This window comes from Streptomyces sp. GL_140 (genome assembly GCF_057834465.1).
This window is the reverse complement of the sequence record NZ_CM174404.1, coordinates 5,540,842-5,560,441: the sequence shown is the minus strand read 5'-3', so window position 1 is coordinate 5,560,441 and position 19,600 is coordinate 5,540,842. Positions and strand designations below refer to the sequence as shown.

At 73.3% G+C, this 19,600-nt stretch carries 15 protein-coding genes; 3 read left to right on the top strand and 12 right to left on the bottom strand.

What is annotated here, in order from left to right:
* Nucleotides 1–26: 26 nt before the first annotated feature.
* Nucleotides 27–626, bottom strand: coding sequence for a M48 metallopeptidase family protein (locus AC3IYJ_RS25890; protein ID WP_489397137.1), 600 nt, complete (start codon nucleotides 624–626; stop codon nucleotides 27–29).
* A 72-nt stretch (nucleotides 627–698) separates the two neighbouring features.
* Nucleotides 699–2,027, bottom strand: a complete 1,329-nt coding sequence (locus AC3IYJ_RS25885; RefSeq protein ID WP_489397136.1) for a hypothetical protein — start codon at nucleotides 2,025–2,027, stop codon at nucleotides 699–701.
* Between the two features lie 250 nt (nucleotides 2,028–2,277).
* Here AC3IYJ_RS25885 and AC3IYJ_RS25880 point away from each other — a divergent pair, with 250 nt between their 5' ends.
* Both AC3IYJ_RS25880 and AC3IYJ_RS25875 read left to right on the top strand, forming a co-directional pair.
* The gene (locus tag AC3IYJ_RS25880) at nucleotides 2,278–3,444 is read left to right on the top strand and encodes a TOMM precursor leader peptide-binding protein (RefSeq protein ID WP_489397135.1); all 1,167 of its coding nucleotides are present in this window, start codon (nucleotides 2,278–2,280) and stop codon (nucleotides 3,442–3,444) included.
* 107 nt (nucleotides 3,445–3,551) lie between these two features.
* On the top strand, nucleotides 3,552–4,883 hold the full coding sequence (locus AC3IYJ_RS25875; RefSeq protein WP_489397134.1) for an ABC1 kinase family protein: 1,332 nt from the start codon (nucleotides 3,552–3,554) through the stop codon (nucleotides 4,881–4,883).
* Nucleotides 4,884–4,940: 57 nt separating this feature from the next.
* Here AC3IYJ_RS25875 and AC3IYJ_RS25870 read toward each other — a convergent pair whose 3' ends face one another.
* The 5 genes from AC3IYJ_RS25870 to AC3IYJ_RS25850 form a co-directional block, all read right to left on the bottom strand.
* A complete protein-coding gene (locus AC3IYJ_RS25870) occupies nucleotides 4,941–5,147 on the bottom strand; it encodes a hypothetical protein (RefSeq protein ID WP_489397133.1) in 207 nt (68 codons plus the stop codon).
* Between the two features lie 137 nt (nucleotides 5,148–5,284).
* Entirely contained in the window at nucleotides 5,285–5,617 is a 333-nt protein-coding gene (locus AC3IYJ_RS25865; RefSeq protein WP_489397132.1) for a hypothetical protein, read from the bottom strand.
* A complete protein-coding gene (locus tag AC3IYJ_RS25860; RefSeq protein ID WP_214949242.1) occupies nucleotides 5,614–5,985 on the bottom strand; it encodes a WhiB family transcriptional regulator in 372 nt (123 codons plus the stop codon). Before AC3IYJ_RS25860 ends, AC3IYJ_RS25865 begins: the two co-directional genes overlap by 4 nt.
* 196 nt (nucleotides 5,986–6,181) lie before the next feature.
* Entirely contained in the window at nucleotides 6,182–6,556 is a 375-nt protein-coding gene (locus tag AC3IYJ_RS25855; protein ID WP_489397131.1) for a hypothetical protein, read from the bottom strand.
* Between the two features lie 168 nt (nucleotides 6,557–6,724).
* Entirely contained in the window at nucleotides 6,725–8,878 is a 2,154-nt protein-coding gene (locus AC3IYJ_RS25850; protein WP_489397130.1) for an ATP-dependent DNA helicase UvrD2, read from the bottom strand.
* A 197-nt stretch (nucleotides 8,879–9,075) separates the two neighbouring features.
* On the opposite strand from AC3IYJ_RS25850, the gene AC3IYJ_RS25845 reads away from it, so the two are divergent.
* On the top strand, nucleotides 9,076–9,336 hold the full coding sequence (locus AC3IYJ_RS25845) for a mycoredoxin (RefSeq protein WP_489397129.1): 261 nt from the start codon (nucleotides 9,076–9,078) through the stop codon (nucleotides 9,334–9,336).
* A gap of 61 nt (nucleotides 9,337–9,397) precedes the next feature.
* Here the strand turns inward: AC3IYJ_RS25845 and nudC are convergent, their stop codons facing one another.
* The 5 genes from nudC to AC3IYJ_RS25820 form a co-directional block, all read right to left on the bottom strand.
* Nucleotides 9,398–10,345, bottom strand: coding sequence for an NAD(+) diphosphatase (gene nudC / locus AC3IYJ_RS25840; protein ID WP_489397128.1), 948 nt, complete (start codon nucleotides 10,343–10,345; stop codon nucleotides 9,398–9,400).
* 69 nt (nucleotides 10,346–10,414) lie between these two features.
* Nucleotides 10,415–11,842 carry a dipeptidase gene (locus AC3IYJ_RS25835; protein WP_489397127.1) on the bottom strand — a complete coding sequence of 476 codons (1,428 nt, stop codon included), beginning with the start codon at nucleotides 11,840–11,842 and terminating at the stop codon, nucleotides 10,415–10,417.
* A gap of 10 nt (nucleotides 11,843–11,852) precedes the next feature.
* On the bottom strand, nucleotides 11,853–15,431 hold the full coding sequence (locus AC3IYJ_RS25830; RefSeq protein ID WP_489397126.1) for an ATP-dependent helicase: 3,579 nt from the start codon (nucleotides 15,429–15,431) through the stop codon (nucleotides 11,853–11,855).
* Between the two features lie 48 nt (nucleotides 15,432–15,479).
* Nucleotides 15,480–18,938 (bottom strand): ATP-dependent helicase, encoded by a 3,459-nt coding sequence (locus AC3IYJ_RS25825; protein ID WP_489397125.1) that lies wholly within the window; start codon nucleotides 18,936–18,938, stop codon nucleotides 15,480–15,482.
* 246 nt (nucleotides 18,939–19,184) lie between these two features.
* Nucleotides 19,185–19,532, bottom strand: coding sequence for an MGMT family protein (locus AC3IYJ_RS25820; protein WP_489397124.1), 348 nt, complete (start codon nucleotides 19,530–19,532; stop codon nucleotides 19,185–19,187).
* Nucleotides 19,533–19,600 lie beyond the last annotated feature (68 nt).

The following is a 19,600-nucleotide window of genomic DNA, read 5'->3' as shown; positions in this document are numbered from 1 at the left end:
ATCCGGGGCAAGCGGGAATTAGGGGACTATTCGTCGTCGCGGGCGGCCGGCACCTTCGGGAGGCGCTCGGCGGCGACGACCCCCTCGAGGTACCCGCGGGCCCTCTCGGTACGCGGGTACTCCTCCAGCAACTCCCAGAAACCGGCTCCGTGGCCGGGCACGAGGAGGTGCGCCAGCTCGTGCAGGAGCACGTAGTCCACGACGTACTCCGGCATTCCCTGGAGCCGGTGGGAGAGCCGGATGCTGCCTTCGGCCGGGGTGCAGGAGCCCCAGCGGGTGTTCTGGTTGGTGACCCAGCGGACGGATCGGGGGCGGGCGCGACCGCTGAAGTACTGCTCGGACAAACGCTCGGCCCGCTCGGTGAGTTCCACGTCCCCGAGGGTCCGCTTGCTCTCCTGGGCCGCCAGCTTGTCGAGCATCACCCCCACCCAGCGCTGCTCCTCGGCCTCGGACATCCGGGCAGGGATCAGGACGACCGTACGGTCACCCTCGCGGTAGGCGGATACGGTCCTGCGGCGGCGCGCACTCCGGCGGACTTCGACGGCGCGCTGTGGTGGGTCGGCGGACACGCCACGACGGTACCCGCTCCCCCCGGGGGAAGTCCCGCCCCTCCGGGGTTCGAACATGATCGATTCGCGAACTCCCTCCGGAGAGCCCCGACTATTCCTGCTTTTCCTGAGATAGGAGTGACTGGGCGCTCAGTCCGAAATCGGCGGAGACCCGGGCGGGGAAGCCGCGTCGGCGAGAATCGCGCGGCGGGCATCGACGGCGGCCGCGAGCAGGCGCTCGTCCAGCATCGTCTCGCCGTCCCTCGTGGAGTCGTTGACCGGTACGCGGGTGCGCCGGTCGATCAGCGCCGTCAGTGACGGCAGCGCGGGCAGCGCGTGCCGTCCCATTCGTGCGAGGCCCTGCGAGTAGTGCTCGCCCATCGTGTAGTCGTCGATGTGCGGCGTCATGAGGGCGAGAAGGCGCGGAAGAACCGTGGGACCGGCATGTCGCAGCCACAGCGGAGCGCACTGCGCCTGCGTGGGGCAGGGCCGTTCGAAGGTGAGGCCGTACAGCTGGGCAGCCTGCCGGAAGGTCAGCGGGCCTTCGTCCAGCAGGGCCCCGAAGATCTCCGGGGCACGGCCGAGTCGCCCGATGCCCATCGGCTTGGCCTGAAGCACCGCCGCGGCGGTGGCACCGTCGTACGAGGGCCGCGGGCTGCCGGAAGGCCGTCGGGCCTTGGGGTACGGGGTGAAGGGGGCTTCGGCGAGCAGTGCGCCGTGCGTACGCATGGCGGCCTCCGAGATGGACGCGGTGGTGAGGGCCGTGGCCATGGCCGGGCTGATCCCCTCCCCGCGGTGACGGACCAGCAGGGGCAGCAGTTCGACCGGGGCGGCCCGCCAGCCGTGACAGGCCTCCCGGGCCAGGTCGGCGCCGATGTCTCTGGTGGCGGGATCTGCGACGAGCCGCGCCACCAGGGCGTAGACGTGGTCCTCGCGCCCCAGCCCGCACAGGACCCGGCCCCAGCGCCCGCCGACGCCGTCCAGGTGGCGCGCGGCCTCCGGGGCATCGGCGAACAGCGCCCGGTCGAGCGGCGGCCACTGCTCCTCAGGAGCACCGCTCAGGGTCGCCAGGCGGGCGAGAAAGCGGACGGAGGCCAAGGGATCGTCCCGCAGGTGCGCAACGGAACCGCGGAGCCAATCGGCGAGGACGGTACGCACCAAGGGATCGTCGAACTCGCCCAGAGCCCTCAGCGCGACATCGCGGCTTCCGGCGTGCACGACGAGGAACGCGGCCCTGCGCCGCACCTCTTCATCGGGGTCGTCGAGCAGGGCCAGCGCGGCCTCGGCGGCCTCGGGCCACGGGCGCCTGCCCCCGGGGCACGACAGGAGGTCCACGGCCTCACGGCGTACGAACGCGTCGTCGGACCGGGTGAGCTGAAACAGCCGGACGGCTACGGGGCCGGCGCGATCGGCCAGTAGCGCGTCGAGGATCGCGACACGGGCAGGGTGGGCGGCCGTCGTGGCGTGTCCGGCGGACACGGCCTCGTCCAGCCACTTCAACGGACGGGGCGGTGGCCGCCCTTCCGCGCAGAGGATTCGATCATGCGGCTGATCCTGTCATTCGGGGCAACCGCCGGGCCAGGGGATTTGCGCGCCGCGGGCCGCCTCGGCCGTGGAGTTGTCCACAGGGCTGTCGGCCCGATTCCCAACTTCCCTACTCTCAGTAGTGGAAGAACCTCGCCGAGTAGTCACTCGCGGGGTGCGGTCAGGGGAACGAGGGGGGATCACTGTGTATCCGAGGATGAAGCCGGCGCTGGCGCGGGCCTGGCGGGATCTGCAGACGGTGCAATTCGGAGTCACGCCCGCCCATGCGGTGGTGCTCGGTCCGGTGGATACGGCGACGGGTGCGCTCCTGGACCTGATCGACGGGACGCGGAGCATGGAGCTGCTGCGCGTGCAGGGCCGGGCGATGGGGCTGCCGGAGGGCCGGGTCGACGACGTGGTGCGGCGACTGGCTTCGGCCGGGCTGCTCGACGACTCCACGGTCGGCGGGCCGCGGGCCCAGGCGGTGCGGGGGCGGCCGGAGGCCATGGCCCGGCTGGGCCCTGACCTGGGTTCGCTGTCCCTGGTCCACCCCGAGCCGGGCGGGGACCTACTGGGTGTCGCCGCCCGTCGGGGGATACGGGTCCAGGTGCGCGGGAGCGGCCGGGTGGGCGGGGTGATCGCCTCGGTCCTGGCGGGAGCCGGGGTGGGCCGGGTCGAGGTCCTCGACGGTGGCCGCGCGCAGCCCTCGGACGTGGCGCCCGGCGGGCTGGGGCCCGGCAGCGTGGGCCGGCTGCGCGCCGAAGCGGCCCGGACGGTGGTCCGCGAGGCGGCCCCGGGGCGGGGGCCGCGGACCGCGGAGAGCCAGGGGCCGGAGCCGGGGCTGGCCCTGGTGGTGGTCGCGCCCCGGGACGGGCTCCAGTCCTGGGCCCCCGATCCGCAGACCGCCGAGGACTGGGTCGACACCGGGACCCCGCACCTGTACGCGGGGGTGCTGGAGGGGACCGGGCTGGTGGGACCGCTGGTGCTGCCCGGAGCCACGGCGTGCGCCGGGTGCATGGAGCGGGACCGGGTGGACCGGGATCCGGCCTGGCCGCGGATGCTTGTCCAGTGGCGGTCCGTCCACCGCCGCCGGGGCTCGGCCGCCTGCGACCTGGGGCTGTCCACGGCGGTGGCCGGCCTGGCCGCGGCGCACGCCCTGTCCTTCCTCGACGGCGAGCTCCCCGCCTCGACGGCCACCCGCTGGGAGGCCTCGCTGCCCGGCCTCCACTGGCGGCCCACCCCGGTCCGGCCGCATCCCGAGTGTCCGTGTGGTGCGAGCGGGCACGATGGGCCCGCCGAAGCGGAACCGACCGTCCGGCCCCGGCCGGAACCGGCCATGGCAGCGGGCTCGGAGAGGCGCGGAGGGCCATGACAGGATTGTCGTGGTCGAGGCCCGATCGGGGCCGCGACCGAGAGTTCGTCGGGGGCTCCCCCCGAACCGCCGCTTGCGGCTCAGCTGTCTGGGAACTGGAGGGGCACATGTCTGATCTTCCCCGGAAGGCGGTCACCCGCACCGTCAAGCTGGCCGCGCTGCCGCTCGGCATGGCGGGCCGGGCCACCTGGGGGCTCGGCAAGCGGATCGGGGGCAAGTCGGCCGAGATCGTCGCGCGCGAACTCCAGCAGCGCACCGCCGATCAGCTGTTCCGCGTCCTGGGTGAGCTGAAGGGGGGCGCGATGAAGCTCGGGCAGGCGCTCTCGGTCTTCGAGTCGGCCCTGCCCGAGGAGGTCGGCGGCCCCTACCGGGCGGCGTTGACGAAGCTTCAGGAAGCCGCGCCGCCGCTGCCCGCGGCCACCGTCCACCAGGTGCTGACGGACCGACTGGGTGCCGACTGGCGGGATCTGTTCGAGGAGTTCGAGGACAAGCCCGCCGCGGCGGCCTCGATCGGACAGGTGCACCGGGCCGTGTGGCACGACGGCCGGCAGGTGGCGGTCAAGGTCCAGTACCCGGGGGCCGGCGAGGCCCTGCTCTCGGACCTCAAGCAGCTGAGCCGGTTCGCTGGGCTGCTGGGACCGTTGATCCCGGGCATAGAGATCAAGCCGCTGATCAAGGAGTTGCGCGACCGGGTCGCCGAGGAGCTCGACTACGAGCTGGAGGCGGAGGCGCAGCAGGCGCACGCGGATGCCTTCGTCGGCGACGACGACGTGGTCGTACCCGAGGTCGTGCACCAGGGCGACCAGGTGCTGGTGACCGAGTGGATGGAGGGGACTCCGCTGTCGGAGGTGATAGCCGACGGCACCCGGGAGGAGCGCGACGGCGCCGGACAGCTGCTGGCCCGGTTCCTCTTCTCCGGCCCCGCCCGCACCGGGCTGCTGCACGCCGATCCGCACCCGGGCAACTTCCGGCTCATCACCGGGGCGGACGGCCGGATGCGGCTGGGCGTCCTGGACTTCGGGACGGTCGACCGGCTGCCGGGCGGCTGGCCCAAGCCCATCGGCAGGTCACTGCGGATGACGCTGGACGGTGACGCCGAGGGGGTCTACGGACACCTTCGCGCGGAGGGGTTCGTACGGGATTCCATAGAGCTGGACCCGGATGCGGTGCTCGACTACCTGAAGCCCATCATCGAGCCCGCCGAGGCCGAGGAGTTCACCTTCACCCGGCAGTGGCTGCGCGGCCAGGCGGCGCGCATAGCCGATCCGCGATCTCCCGCGCACCAGTTGGGGCGTCAGATCAACCTGCCGCCGTCGTACCTGCTCATCCACCGGGTGACGTTGAGCACGATCGGCGTGCTGTGCCAGTTGGGCGCGACGGTCCGGCTCCGCGACGAACTGGAGTCCTGGCTCCCGGGGTTCCTGCCCGACGAGGACTGAGCGGGCCCGGGGGCCGGGTCGGTCGGGACCGATCCGGCCGGGTCCGGGCGGGCCGGTTCACCACCAGGCGGAGTCGAGGCGGCCTTCGATGGCGCGGAGGTTGGCCCGCGCGCAGTCGACGCAGAAGTACTGTCTGGTCCCGTTCTCCACGGAGCAGGTCCAGGTGGGCGGGGGGCCGGCCGGGGCCTGGGCGCCGCAGCGCGCGCAGACGACGGGCGGGTCCTCGGAACCCGGCGTGTCCGGGTGGGAATTCGGCTGGTCCACCTCCAGACGATATCCCCGCCGCCCCTGCCTTGGGCGACGGCGCTCCGCAACGCACCGGGGGGACCGGTCCGTTCGGACCGGTCCCCCCGGGCGGTGTTTCAAAGTTGCTCCGGCTGCCCTCGGCAGCCGTGGCGGTCCTAGTTCATGACGGCCATGGCCAGCGCGCGCCGGGCGCGCATGGAGACGCGCTCGGCTCGCCGCTGCATGCGGCGCGCGGCGACCACGCGCAGGGCGCGACGTTCGACGTCGACCTCACGCATACGGTCGGCCATATGGGCACGAGCCATGGCTTCTGGGATGAGTTGCATTTCGCGGGTCCTGTTCTGACGCGAGGTGATCGCGCCGGCGGTGATGAAGTCTGCGGTGGCGGAGCCGTGCGGCTGCTCGCTCGTGGTGGCGTGGGGGGACATGAGGGCCTGCTTCAGGGGGTCGTGCGTCAGGGGGCGGTCGATGGTTCCGTTGGCGGTCATGCCGCGACAACCGGGTTCTTGCGCGGACGGCCACGGGGGCGCTTGCGGGCCACGACCACGCCCTGGACGAAGAGCTCGCCACCCCAGACACCCCAGGGCTCGCGGCGCTCGAGCGCACCGGCGAGGCAGGCCTCGACCAGCGGGCAGGTGCCGCAGAGGGACTTCGCGTACTCGACGTCCGCCGGGGACTCGGCGAAGAAGACCTCGGGGTCGTAGGTACGGCAGGCGACGGGTACGCCGAGGTTCTCGATGGCGTCGTCGAGCGCGGTGAGCGCGGTGAGGGGAGTCAAGGTGGAGTCCTCCGGGACTGCGGGCGGGGAGAGGGTCTGGGTCTTCGGTACGGACGGGGCGTGCGCTTCGAGTTGCACGGTGGTTTCTTCCTCGTCTTGTTCGTCTAGTCGTTCCGGCCGGTCGGCCGGGGGCGGCTGGGCTACCTCGTCACACCGACTGGACTTGCCAGTCCCGAGGCCCCTTCGCTCCGTCGTCCCTGTTCGGGACAAACAGAAGGGCCGCGGATCCCGGGTGGGGTTCCGCGGCCCTGAAGGCGCCGGCCTGATCATGCGATCAGGCTGGATCACTCCAGGGTTCGAGCCCGCGGAAGGCCCACATCAGGTGGTGCTGCTGCTTCTTCGACTGCTTCGACTGCTGCGTCTTGAATCCGACACTGGCGGCACCGGCACCGGCTGCGGCCGCAAAGGCATAGGCGCCATGCGCCCCTGCTTCTGCTGCCAGTACTGCCACCGGTGCCTCGGTCGGTCGCTCATTGCGCTCACTGGCCCTCAGCGCGACGGACGCGCCGGCGCTGGCCAGGGCAGGGTTGCCGGCGGAAATCGCGGACAGACCGGTACCCGTGAGCGGAAGGAGCGTGGAGGAGCCGAGCGTGCAGGAAGCGGCAACCGAGCGATCGGTCATTTTGGTGATGGTCATGAAGCTGGTCACTGGTCTCGCCTCCTCTCGGCGTCTCGGGGACTCGGCCCGGAGGCCTGGTCCCATGCGTATTCGGATAAGTACAGCACGGATCCGGGGCTTCGGAGAAGCCACCGTTTCCGTTGCTAAGAACCTATGGGGATTCGCTGGGCATGTGCAAACTATTTTTCCGACGAGTTTCTACGCGTCGTCAGGATCTTGCCCTTCGGGGTCCTCACCTGCGCAGATGGCCAGCACGTCGGCGCCGTACCGCTCGAGCTTGCGCGCGCCCACTCCAGAGATCATCGCGAGCTCCCCGTCCTGCGAGGGCGCGGCCTCCGCGATGGCCATCAGCGTCTTGTCCGTGAAGACGCAGTAGGCGGGCATGCCCTGGTCCTTCGCCTGGACGGCGCGCCAGTCGCGCAGCCGTTCGTAGAGCCCCTCGTCCATGTCCGACGGGCAGTCCTCGCAACGCATCAGTTTGAGCTCGCCGGCCTCGATCAGGGTCTTGCCGCAGACCCGGCACAGGACCGGTCCGCGGCGGCCGCGCTTGCGGACCACTCCCTCCGGCGCGCTTCCCGGGGCCATGGAGCCCGGTCGCAGGCCGCTCAGGAAGCGGCTGGGGCGTCGGGACCCCCGGCCGCCCGGAGTGCGGGAGAGCGCCCAGGAGAGCGTCAGGTGGAGCCGGGCCCGGGTGACGCCGACGTAGAGCAGCCGGCGCTCCTCCTCGACCTGCTCGTCGGTCTTCGCATAGGTGATCGGCATCATGCCGTCGGTCAGGCCGACCAGGAACACCGCGTCCCACTCCAGGCCCTTCGCCGCGTGCAGCGAAGCGAGGGTGACGCCCTGGACCGTCGGGGCGTGCTGGGCGGCCTTGCGCTCGTCCAGCTCGATCGTGAGGTCGGCCAGGGTGGCGGTCGGCCGGGCGCGGGCGAAGTCCTCGGCGAGCCGGACCAGCGCGGCCACGGACTCCCACTGGTCGCGGACGGCCCCGGAGCCGGCGGGCGGCTCGTGGGTCCAGCCGGTCGAGCTGAGCACGGCCCGGACCTGGGGGCCGAGCTCCACGATGTCGTCGAGCAGCGGGTCGTTGCCGCCGGAGCGGGCGGCACCGCGCAGGGCGAGGATCGCCTTCTGCACCTCGGCCCGCTCGAAGAAGCGCTCGGCTCCGCGCAGCTGGTACGGGACTCCGGCGTCGGCGAGGGCCTGCTCGTAGACCTCGGACTGGGCGTTGATGCGGTAGAGGACGGCGATCTCGCCCGCCGGGACTCCGGCCGCGATCAGGTCCCGGATCCGGACGGCGATGCCCTCGGCCTCGGCGGGCTCGTCGGGGTACTCGGCATAGACCGGGTCGGGGCCGGTCTCGCGCTGGGAGATCAGCTCCAGGCGGTGCTCCGCGGCCCGGCCCTTGGCCTGGTTCAGCAGCCCGTTGGCGAGGTGGACGACCTGGGGGGTGGAGCGGTAGTCGCGGACCAGCTTGACCACGGTGGCCTGCGGGTACTTGGTGCGGAAGTTCAGCAGGTGGTCGGGGGTGGCGCCGGTGAAGGAGTAGATGGTCTGGCTGGCGTCGCCGACCACGCACAGGCTGTCGCGGTCTCCGAGCCAGAGGTCCAGGAGCCGCTGCTGGAGCGGGCTGACGTCCTGGTACTCGTCGACGACGAAGTGCTGGTACTGGGAGCGGATCTGGTCGGCGACCACGGGGCTGTCCTGCAGGATGCCGACGGTGAGGAGCAGCACGTCCTCGAAGTCGATCATGTTGCGGTCGCGCTTGAGCTGCTCGTACATCCCGTAGATCTGGGCGATCTCGGCCAGGTCCCGGGGGGCCTCGCGGCCGGTCTTCACGGCTGCCGCCGGATAGTCGGCGGGCACCGTCTGCGTGACCTTCGCCCACTCGATCTCGCCGGTCACATCGCGCAGCTCGCCCCGGTCGAGCCGGATGCGGCAGCGCGCGCCCGCCTCGGCGACGAACTGGATCTTGCGCTCCAGCAGCCGGGGCACCTCGCCGCCGACCGCCTTGGGCCAGAAGTACTGGAGCTGGCGCAGAGCGGCGGAGTGGAACGTGCGCGCCTGCACCCCGCCGGCGCCGAGCTGGCGCAGGCGGCCGCGCATCTCGCCCGCGGCGCGGTTGGTGAAGGTGACGGCCAGCACGCTCGCCGGCATGAGCTGGCCGGAGCGGACCCCGTAGGCGATGCGGTGGGTGATCGCCCGGGTCTTGCCGGTACCCGCACCGGCCAGCACGCACACCGGCCCCCGCAGGGTCGTCGCGACCTCGCGCTGCTCCGGGTCCAGGCCCAGGAGCACCGCGTCGGCCGAGTCGGCGCCGGCCGTGAAGGATGAGGAGTGCGTTGCTGATGTCACCCCGCCATGCTGCCAGGTCTGCAGGGGAGGGAGAGAAAACCGTCCACAGGGCGCCTGCTTTCTTCATACCGGAGCCGGTCGCCCAGCCCATCGCGCAGCCCGGTCGCCGAGCCCGGTCCGGCCCCCGGGAATGGCCGCGCCGTCCCGTACGTTCGACTACTCGGACCCACGAGCACCCCACGGATGGAGAGCGCAGCATGCAGGACGCGGGCACGGTCACGATGTACAGCACGACCTGGTGCGGCTACTGCCGTCGGCTGAAGAGCCAGATGGACCGGGAAGGCATCGCCTACAACGAGATCAACATCGAGCTCGACGCCGAGTCCGCGGCGTTCGTGGAGAAGGCGAACGGCGGAAACCAGACCGTTCCCACCGTCCTCGTGAAGTCCTCCGCGGGCAACGAGTCGGTCATGACGAACCCGAGCCTGGCCCAGGTCAAGCAGGCCCTCGCCGTCTGATCGCGCGATCCACGTGCAGAAAGGCCCCCGCCTCGGCGGGGGCCTTCTGCTGTGACGTGACTTACGCGGTCGGCCTCGGCAGCGGCTTGCCGTACCAGAGCTCGACCAGCCGGGCCGCGATGGAGATTCCGGCCGGCGGGAGGACCTCGCCCGCCTCGATCGCCGTGCGCAGGTCGTCGCGGGAGAACCAGCGGGCCTCCTGGATCTCCTCGCCGTCGACCGTGATCTCGGAGGTCACGGCGCGCGCCGTGAAGCCCAGCATCAGGCTGTACGGGAACGGCCAGGGCTGGCTGGCGACGTAGTCGACCTCGCCGACCTTGACGCCCGCCTCCTCCCACACCTCGCGGATGACGGACTGCTCGATCGACTCGCCCGGCTCCACGAACCCGGCCAGGGTGGAGAAGCGGCCTTCCGGCCAATGCACCTGGCGGCCGAGCAGCGCGCGGTCCTGGTCGTCCGTGACCAGCATGATCACCGCCGGGTCGGTGCGCGGGTAGTGCTCGGCGCCGCAGCCCGGGCAACGGCGGATGTGCCCGGCGGCCGCGACCACCGTGCGCTCGCCGCAGCGGGAGCAGAAGCGGTGCATGCGCTGCCAGTTCTCCAGCGCCACCGCGTGCACCATCAGTCCGGCGTCCCGCGGGGAGAGCAGCATCCCGGCCTCGCGCAGTCCGGCGGGGCGCGCCGACTGGTCCATGCGGCCGGGCAGCGAGTCCTTCTGCAGCGCGAAGTACCGTACGCCGTCCTCGTCGGTGCCCAGGAAGTACCGGTGGGTCTCGGTGACCGGGGCCTCGAAGGCCGGGGTCATCACGATGGCGGTGCCGCCGTCGGGGGTGTCGTCGATCAGGACCTGGCCGCCGGAGACGACGAAGACCCGGGTCGTCGGGTGGCTCCAGGCCGCGGCGAGCCACGCCTCGTCGAGGCGGTGGTGGGCCTCGCGGTCGATTCCGCTCGGCGCGGCCAGCGAGATCGGGCGCTCGGGCTCGATATGGGTGCTCACGGGTACTTCCAACTCCCCCGGTGGTAGGACACGGGCAGGCTCAGCAGGACGGGTGTGCGGTGGCAGGGCTTCTACGGTGTTTCAGCCGGACGCCGGCTTCCAGTGGGCGGCCAGGTCGCCCCAGAGGTACGCCGTCGTCTCGACGCCCTTGGCCAGCAGATCGAGCTCCACCTTCTCGTTCGGCGAGTGCCAGCCGTCGGAGGGTACGGAGATTCCGAGGAAGAGGACAGGGGCGTCCAGCACGTCCTGGAGGTCCGCCGCCGGTCCCGAGCCGCCCTCGCGGGTGAAGCGCACCTTCTGGCCGAAGGCCCGGCCCATGGCCCGGACCACCGACTGCAGCGCCGGGTGGTCCAGCGGGGTCAGGCAGGGCCGGGTGGGGGCGCCGAAGGTGATGGAATGCCGAATTCCGGCCGGGACGCGCTCCGCGACCCAGTCCTTGACGGCCGCTTCGACCTCGTACGGGTCCTGCCCGGAGACCAGGCGGAACGACAGCTTCAGGTGCGCCGAGGCGGGCACGATGGTCTTGCCGCCGGGACCCTGGTAGCCGCCGCCGATGCCGTTGACCTCGGCGGTCGGACGGGCCCAGACGCGCTCCAGCGTGGAGTAGCCGGCCTCGCCCGAAGCCGCGTACGACTTGGCCGTACGGAGCCACTCGGCCTCGTCGAACGGCAGCTCCGCGATCAGCTCGCGCTCGGCGTCCGTGAGCTCGGCGATGTTGTCGTAGAAGCCGGGGATCGTGACCCGCTCGTCGGCGTCGTGCAGGGCCGCGACGAGGCGGGCGGCGACGGTGGCCGGGTTCGGCACGGCACCGCCGAAGGCGCCCGAGTGGATGTCCTGGTCGGGGCCGTGCAGGTCGATCTCGCAGTCGGCCACGCCGCGCATGCCGGTGCAGACGGTGGGGGTGGTCTCGGACCACATGCCGGTGTCGGAGACGATCACGATGTCGGTGGCGAGGCGGGCCGCTTCGCGCTCGACGAGGGCGCGGAAGTTCGGGGAACCGGACTCCTCCTCGCCCTCGATGAGGAGCTTGAGGTTGACGGCGGGGGCCGCGGCGCCGGTCGCGGCGAGGTGGGCCCGGACGCCCAGGGTGTGGAAGAACACCTGCCCCTTGTCGTCGGCGGCGCCCCGCCCGTACATCCGGCCGTCCTTGACGACCGGCTCGAACGGGTCGGTGTGCCAGCCGTCCGCGAGGGCGGCGGGCTGCACGTCGTGGTGCCCGTAGACGAGGACGGTGGGAGCGGCGGGATCCGCGCTCGGCCACTCGGCGAAGACGGCGGGCGCGCCGGCCCCCGTTTTCGAATCAGAAGGGGTCCAGACCTCGGCGACCGGGAAACCGGTCTCCTTGAGCTTCGCGGCCAGCCAGTCGGCGCTGCGGCGCACGTCGTCCGCGTGCTCGGGCTGGGCCGAGACGGAAGGGATGCGGAGCCAGTCGGCGAGGTCTTCGAGGAAGGCCGCGCGGTGCGTGTCGATGTACGTGCGGACGACGCTGTCCGCCGGGGTGTCGCTCATGCCCACGAGCCTAACCGTCCGTTCGATGGTCACTTTCCGTGTCCGGTTTGCCTTGGAGGATCCGCTCAAGACGGGCCCGGCCGGGGAGGTTGCCCGGCCGGATGACGCGGCCGCTGCGGACGTGCAGGAAGGCCGCGGTGATGTCGGAGAGCGGGGTTCCGGTGGCTTCCGCCCAGGCCAGGCGGTAGACGGCGAGCTGGAGCGGGTCGGCGTCGGTGGTGCGGCCGGTCTTCCAGTCGACGATCTCGAAGCCGCCGTCGCCGTCGCGGTACACCGCGTCGATCCGACCGCGGATCACCCGGCCGGCCAGGGTCAGCTGGACCGGCACCTCCATGCGGTACGGGGTCCGGTCGGCGTACTCGCTGCGCTCGAAGGCCGCCTTGAGGGAGTCGAGGTCGGCCTCGTCCGCGATGTCCTGGTCGGAGCCGGCGCCGGGCAGCTCGGTGACGGGGTCGAGGAGGTCCAGCTGCGGCAGCGGAAGCTCGTCGAAGCGGGCCTCGACCCAGGCGTGGAACCGGGTGCCCTGACGCGCCGCGGGCTGCGGGGGCTTGGGCATGGGGCGGGCGAGGTCGCGCACGAAACCCTGCTCGTCGGCGGCGAGGCGCAGCAGCTGGCTGGCGGAGAGCGCGGAGGGCAGCTCCACGTCACGGACGGCCGCGCGGGCACGGCGCAGCTCGCCCTCCAGAGCGTCGAGGTCCCGGTCCCAGGAGGCCATGGTGCGGGCCTCCTCGGGGGTGGGTCCGGCGGTTCCTTGGGCGGGGCCGGGGGCGGGGGCGGGGGCCCAGCCTTCTGCCTCCGGCCAGAGGTCGTCCGGGGCCGGGGTGCGGGCGTTCTCTTCCCCCACCCCGCCCCTTCCCGAAACCGGGGCTGCGCCCCGGACCCCCTGCGGGGTCGCGCCCGCGGCCGGGCGTGCCTCGGCCTCCGGCCAGGACTCCGGGTCCGGGTCCGGCCGGAGGTCCTCCGGCTCCGGGGGTTCCTCGTCGTAGGACGGGTCCTCGCAGTCCGGGGGCCAGAGGTAGTCGTCGGCAGCATCCGCGACCGGGTCCGGGGCGTGCGCGGCGGTGGCCAGGTGGGATTCCACCAGGGCCGCCGCCCGGCGGCGCAGGGTCAGCGAGTCCGGGTCCAGGGGCAGGGGCCAGGAGTGGTCCGGGGTGGCGTCCGTAGCCAGGGCCGGGTTCTCCGCGTCGGGTTCCGGGGTGTCGGCCCAGGCTTCGATCTCGCCGTGGCCCGAGGCGCAGTGGTCGTGGAGGGCGGAGAGGAAGGCGGACGGGCCGCGGGGCTTCTTCTGGGTCGGACCCCACCAGTGGCCCGAGGCCAGCAGGAGGGAGCGGGGCCGGGTGAAGGTGACGTACCCGAGCCGGAGCTCCTCGACGGCCTTGTGCGCCTTGAGGGCGGCCTTGAAGGAGCGCAGGCCCGGCGAGGTCCATTCCGGGGGCGGCGGGAGGGTGGCCGCGTCGCCGCGCAGGTCGTACGGGAGGACCTTCGCGTACGAGGTCCAGGCCTCCGGGGCCTTCTCCTTCGGGAAGGAGCCCGCGCACAGGTCGGGAACCACGACCACGTCCCACTCCAGGCCTTTGGACTTGTGGGCGGTGAGCACCTTGACCGTGTTCTCCCCGCCCGGCAGCGCGTGGTCCAGGCCCTTCTCGTACTGGGCCGCCGTGCGCAGGAAGGCCAGGAAGGCCGGCAGGGACGCCTCCCCGTCCAGGGAGGCGAAGCCGGCCGCCACGTCCATGAAGCTCGACAGGGTCTCCCGGCGGCGGGCCGCCAGCGCGTGCGGGGACGCGGCCAGTTCCACGTCGAGGCCGGTCGTGGACAGCACCCGGTGCAGTACGTCCATCAGCGGGTCGGCGAGCGAACGCCGCAGGTCGCGCAGCTCCTGTGCCAGGTGTGCGAAGCGGACCCGGGCGGCCGCGGAGAACGGCAGGTCGTCCGGGGCTCCGGCGGATCCCTGGCCGGCGCCGTCCAGGAAGCTCTCCAGGGCGTCGGCCAGGGAGACGACCTCCGACGGGTCCACTCCCTCCACCGCGGCCGCCAGCCGGTCCGCTCCCTCGTCCCCGGACCCGGACGGTGTGCGGGCGATCAGCGTGCGCGCCCGGCGGCCCAGCAGCGCCAGGTCCCGCCCGCCGATCCGCCAGCGCGGACCGATCAGGAGCCGGACCAGCGAGGCGTTGGCGCCCGGGTCCTGGAGGACCTCGCAGACGGCGACGAGGTCCGCGACCTCGGGGAGGTGCAGGAGCCCGGAGAGGCCGACCACCTCGACGGGAACGTCACGCTCGACCAGGACCGCCTGGATCCGCGCGAAGTCCCCGGCGGAGCGGCACAGTACGGCGATCTCGCGCGGCTCCGTACCCGTGCGGACCAGGTGGGCCACCGAGTCGCCGAGCCAGTCGAGCTCCTCGGCGTGGGTCTGCAGCAGTGCGCAGCGCACCGAGCCGGCCTGCTCCTCCCCCGGCGCGGGGCGCAGCGCCTCGACGCCCTCGTGCATGGCGCGCAGCGGGGCGGCGAGTTCGTTGGCCAGGTCGAGGAGGCGGCCGCCGCTGCGCCGGTTCTCGCTGAGCGAGAAGCGGGTGGCGGGGCGGCCGTCCGCGTGCGGGAAGTGCTCGGGGAAGTCGTCGAGGTTGGCCACGGAGGCGCCGCGCCAGCCGTAGATGGCCTGGCAGGGGTCGCCGACGGCGGTCACGGCGTGCCCGGTGCCCCCGCCGAAGAGCCCGGACAGCAGCAGCCGCTGGGCGACCGAGGTGTCCTGGTACTCGTCGAGCAGGACGACCCTGAACTCCTCGCGCAGCAGCGCGCCCACCTCGGGGCGGGTGGTGGCCAGCTGTGCGGAGAGGGCTATCTGGTCGCTGAAGTCGAGGAGGTCGCGGGAGCGCTTGGCGGTGCGGTAACGCTCGGTGAGCTCCAGCAGTTCCAGGCGGCCGCGCACGGCCTCGGGCACCTTGCGCAGGTCGTCGTTGGTGAGCCTGGTGTCGGCCAGGACCGAGAGCAGGTCGGTGTCGTACGCGCGCAGCCTCTCGGGCTCCACGAGGTGCTCGGAGAGCTCCCCGTCGAGCGCGAGCAGGTCGCTGACCAGGTCGGGGACGGATTTCGTGAGGGAGGGGTAGGGGCCGGGGGCCTCGCGGAGCACGCGGGCGGCGAGCTGGAAGCGGGTGGCGTCGGCGAGCAGCCGGGCGCTGGGCTCCAGGCCGATGCGCAGGCCGTGGTCCTTGAGGAGCTGTCCGGCGAAGGCGTGGTACGTCGAGATGCGCGGCTCGCCGCCCGCGGAGTCGGCCTCGGCCGGGGAGGGGTCCGGGTCGCTGATGCCGGCCCGCGCGAGGGCCCCCCGTACGCGCTCGGCGAGCTCGCCGGCGGCCTTGTTGGTGAAGGTCAGGCCGAGGACCTGCTCGGGTGCGACCGCGCCGGTGCCCACCAGCCAGACCACGCGGGCGGCCATGACGGTGGTCTTGCCGGAGCCCGCGCCGGCCACGATGACCTGGGGGGCCGCCGGGGCGGTGACGCAGGCCATCTGTTCGGGCGTGAAGGGGATCCCGAGGAGCTCCTTGAGCTGCTCCGGATCGGTGAGGACGGGCTGGACGGGCGGACGCACGGACACCTCAAAAGGCTAGCCGCCCCCACCGACACTCCCAGCCGGACGGGATCCTCACTCGACCGTCTGGCGGCCCTCCGGCCGGGCGCTGCACGAGTTGCGGAAGGAGCAGTGGTCGCAGTGCTTGCCGATGGCGGGGGCGAAGCGTTCGTCGAGGACCCGGCCCGCGGCGGTGGCGAGCAGGTCGCCGACCCATTCGCCGTGCAGGGGCTCCTGTGCCTGGATCTTCGGGACCTGGTCGCCGCCGTCCTTCTTCGGCGCGCCCTGGCGCAGCTGCACGAGCTCCGCCCCGCCCGGTTCGGGGCGCAGGCCGTCGAAGACCTCGTCCACGGCGCCCTCGCGCACGGCGAGCTGGTAGACGGCGAGCTGCGGGTGGCGCGCGACCTCGTCCTTGGTCGGCGCCCCCTTGCCGGTCTTGAAGTCGACCACGTACGCCCGTCCCTGCGGGTCCGCCTCCACCCGGTCCATGGAGCCGCGGATCCGGACGGCGTACTCCCCCGCTTCGAGCGTGACGTCGAAGTCGTGCTCGGTGGCCACCGACTCCCGGCCCCCGCGGTCGGTGGTGTGCCAGCGCAGGAAGCGTTCCAGGGCGGCGCGGGCGTTCTCCTTCTCCTGGCGGGACTTCCAGGGGGCGTCGAAGGCGAGCGAGTCCCAGACGGAGTCGAGGCGTTCCATCAGGACGGCGAGGTCGGCGGGGGTCCGCCCGGAGGCGACCTCGTCGGCGAGGACGTGGACGACGTTGCCGAAGCCCTGGGCGGCGGTGGAGGGGGCGTCGGCCTTGACCTCGCGGCCCAGGAACCACTGGAGGGAACAGGTGTTGGCGAGCTGGTCCAGGGCGGAGCCGGACAGGGCTACGGGCCGGTCCCGGTCGCGCAGCGGGACGCTGCTGCGGGTGGGCTCGTACAGGCCCCACCAGCGCTGCGGGTGCGCGGCCGGGACGAGCGGTCGGTCCTCGTCGTCGGTGAGCACCGCGAGGCGGGCCAGGCGCCGGGCGGCGGCCTCGCGCAGTGCCTCGGAGGCCTCGGGGTCGACGGTGGTGGCGCGCAGCTCGGCGACGAGGGCGGGCACGGCCAGGGGGCGGCGGGGGCGGCCGGTGACGTCCTTGACGGGGACGCCGAGCTCGGTCAGGAACCGGGAGGGCTGGTCCCCGTCGTCGGCCGGGGCCTTGACGGCGGTGACGACGAGGCGGTGGCGGGCGCGGGTGGCGGCGACGTAGAAGAGGCGGCGCTCCTCGGAGAGCAGCGCGCCGGGGGTGAGGGGTTCGGCGAGGCCGTCGCGTCCGATGCGGTCGGCTTCGAGGAGGGAGCCGCGGCGGCGCAGGTCCGGCCAGAGCCCTTCCTGGACGCCCGCAACGACGACGAGTCCCCACTCCAGGCCCTTGGAGCGGTGGGCGGTCATGAGGCGGACGGTCTCGCGGCGGACGGCGCGGGGGGTGAGGGTGTCGCCCGCGATGTCCTCGGCTTCGAGCTGTTCGAGGAAGTTGAGCGCGCCGGCGCCGCCGGTACGTTCCTCCGCGCGGGCGGCGGTGTCGAAGAGCGCGCAGATCGCGTCGAGGTCGCGGTCGGCGTTGCGGCCGGCGGAGCCGCCGCGGCGGGCGTTGCGTTCGAGGCGCTGCGGCCAGGGGGTGCCGTCCCAGAGGGTCCACAGGACCTCTTCGGCGGTGCCGCCGCCGGCGAGGAGCTCGCGGGCCTTGCGCAGGAGCAGGCCGAGGCGTTGCGCTCCGCGGGCGTAGGCGGGGTCGTGGGCGACGAGCCGCTCCGGCTCCGCGAGGGCGCGGGCGAGCAGCACGTCGGAGGGCGCGGGCGTCCGGATCCCGGCGGCCCGCTCCTCGTCGCGCAGCGCGCGCCCGAGCCGCCGCAGATCGGCTGCGTCCATCCCGCCGAGCGGCGAGGTCAGCAGCACGAGCGCCGCCTCGACCCCGACCCATCCGGCCGCCTGGTCCTGGCCGGTGTCCTGGCCGGTGTCCTGGCCGTCCGTGGAACCGGGGGTGGGGTCGACCCCGGGCGCATCCGCGGAGCCGGTCCCGGTCCCGGCCGCGGCGGAACTGCCGCCGTCGGCGGCACGCCCTGCGGGGCCGGGCACGGCCTCGGACTCGGACGCGGCCTTGTCCGCGGCGCCGGGCTCAGCCGGGGACTGCTCCGCCGCAGGCGGTACGGCCGACTGGGCCAGGGTGCGCAGGGCCGTCAGGAGCGGGGTGACGGCCGGTTCGTGGCGCAGGGGGCTGTCCGTGCCGTCGGTCTCCGCGGGGACGCCCGCCGCGATCAGGGCGCGCCTCATCTGCGGCAGGGTGCGGCCGCCCGCGCGGACCAGGACGGCCATGTCCTGCCAGGGCACGCCGTCCTCCAGGTGGGCCCGGCGCAGGATGTCCGCGATGTTGTCCAGTTCCGCGCCGGCCGTGGGGTAGGTGAAGACCTCGACCCGGCCGCCGTCCCGGGAGGAGGCGAGCGCGCGGTGGGCCCGTACCGCCGCCGAGGGCAGGCGGGGCACCGGCATGCGGGTGGTCAGCTGCCGGGTGGCCGCCAGGAGCACGGCCGGCGAGCGGCGGGAGACCGTCAGGGCGTGGATACGCGCGCCCGGGAAGGAGGTCTCGAAGTCGAGGATGTTGTTGATGTCGGCGCCGCGGAAGGCGTAGATCGACTGGTCGGGGTCGCCGAAGGCGGTCAGTCGCCCCGCCGGCCCGGCCAGCACGCGCAGCAGCCGCAGCTGCGAGGCGTCGGTGTCCTGGTACTCGTCCACGTAGATCGCGTCGTACGCCAGGGAGAGCGTCGGGGTGCGCTCCGCCAGGAGCACCGCGCGGTGCAGGAGCTCCGCGTAGTCCAGGGTGCCCTGGAGGTCCAGGACGTCCAGGTACTCGGAGAGGAAGGCCGCCGCCGCCTGCCAGTCCGGCCGGCCCAGGCGGGCCGCGAAGTCGGCGAGGGCGGTGGGGCCGAGGCCCAGCTCGCGCGCGCGGGCCAGGACCGCGCGGACCTCGTCGGCGAACCCGCGCGTGGTCAGCGCGGCCCGCAGGTCGTCCGGCCAGCGGATGGCCGCGCCTGGGCGCAGCCGGCGCTGTCCCTCCAGGAGGGTGCGGACCATGACGTCCTGCTCCGGGCCGGAGAGCAGCCGCAGCGGGTCCGCGAACAGGTCGGTGTCCTGGTGGGCGCGGACCAGTCCGTAGCAGAAGGAGTGGAAGGTGGTGGCCTGTGGAGCGCGCGCGCCGCCGAGCCGCAGGGCGGTCCGGTCCCGCAGTTCCACGGCCGCCTTGCGGCTGAAGGTGAGGATCAGGATCCGTGCGGGGTCGGTACCGGCCTCGACGCGGGCCGCGACCGCCTCGACCAGCGTGGTCGTCTTTCCGGTGCCCGGTCCGGCCAGCACCAGCAGCGGGCCGCCGGTGTGCTCAACCACCGCGCGCTGCGCTGCGTCCAGCACAGGAGGATCCACCCGTTCCGGCCCGGTACGCACGAGGCGGTACGCGTCCGGGGTCCGCGTACGCCGCCGCTCGGTGCGGTGGCCGTCGGAGGAAGAGGTGTTCACGTGGGGTGCCGGTCCTGGTGGGTCTGCCGTCGCAGCGGTCGCTGCCGTGGTGACGGCCGCAGCCGAAGCCGAGGCCGAAGAGGCAACGCTACGGCAACCCGCGCGGCCCGCGCAGTTTCCCCGGGACAGCCGTCCGCACCGTCGTCCCCACTGCCGTCGGGGCTGCCTTCCGGTCCCGCGGACGGCTCGTACGGGGCTTCGGACGCTCCTTCGACCGCCCGTTCGGCCCGCGGATGGCCGAAGCTGTCAGATGTGACCTTCGTCCTGCCCGGCGCCCCCGTCCCAGCGCGCCCGCCGCATGTCCAGCCGCGGTTCGCCGTCCGCGGTCAGGCGCAGCGGGGTGGCCTCGGCGCGGTAGTTCTCCAGTGCCCGCCGTTCGCTGCCGGGCAGCGGGCGTCCGTCCGCCCGCACCACGCGCCACCAGGGCACGGCTCCGCCGTACAGTGCCATGACGCGGCCGACTTGGCGGGGTCCGCCCTCGCCGAGCCACTCCGCGACGTCCCCGTAGGTCATCACCCGGCCGGGCGGAATACGCTCGGCCGCCTCCAGCACCCGCTCCGCGTAGGCGGGCAGCTCTTCGCTCATTCGGCCCATGGTGCCGCACGGGACCGGCAAGGCGGTGGAAGCTCGAGTTCCGCACCGGCTCGCACCCTGATGCCCCG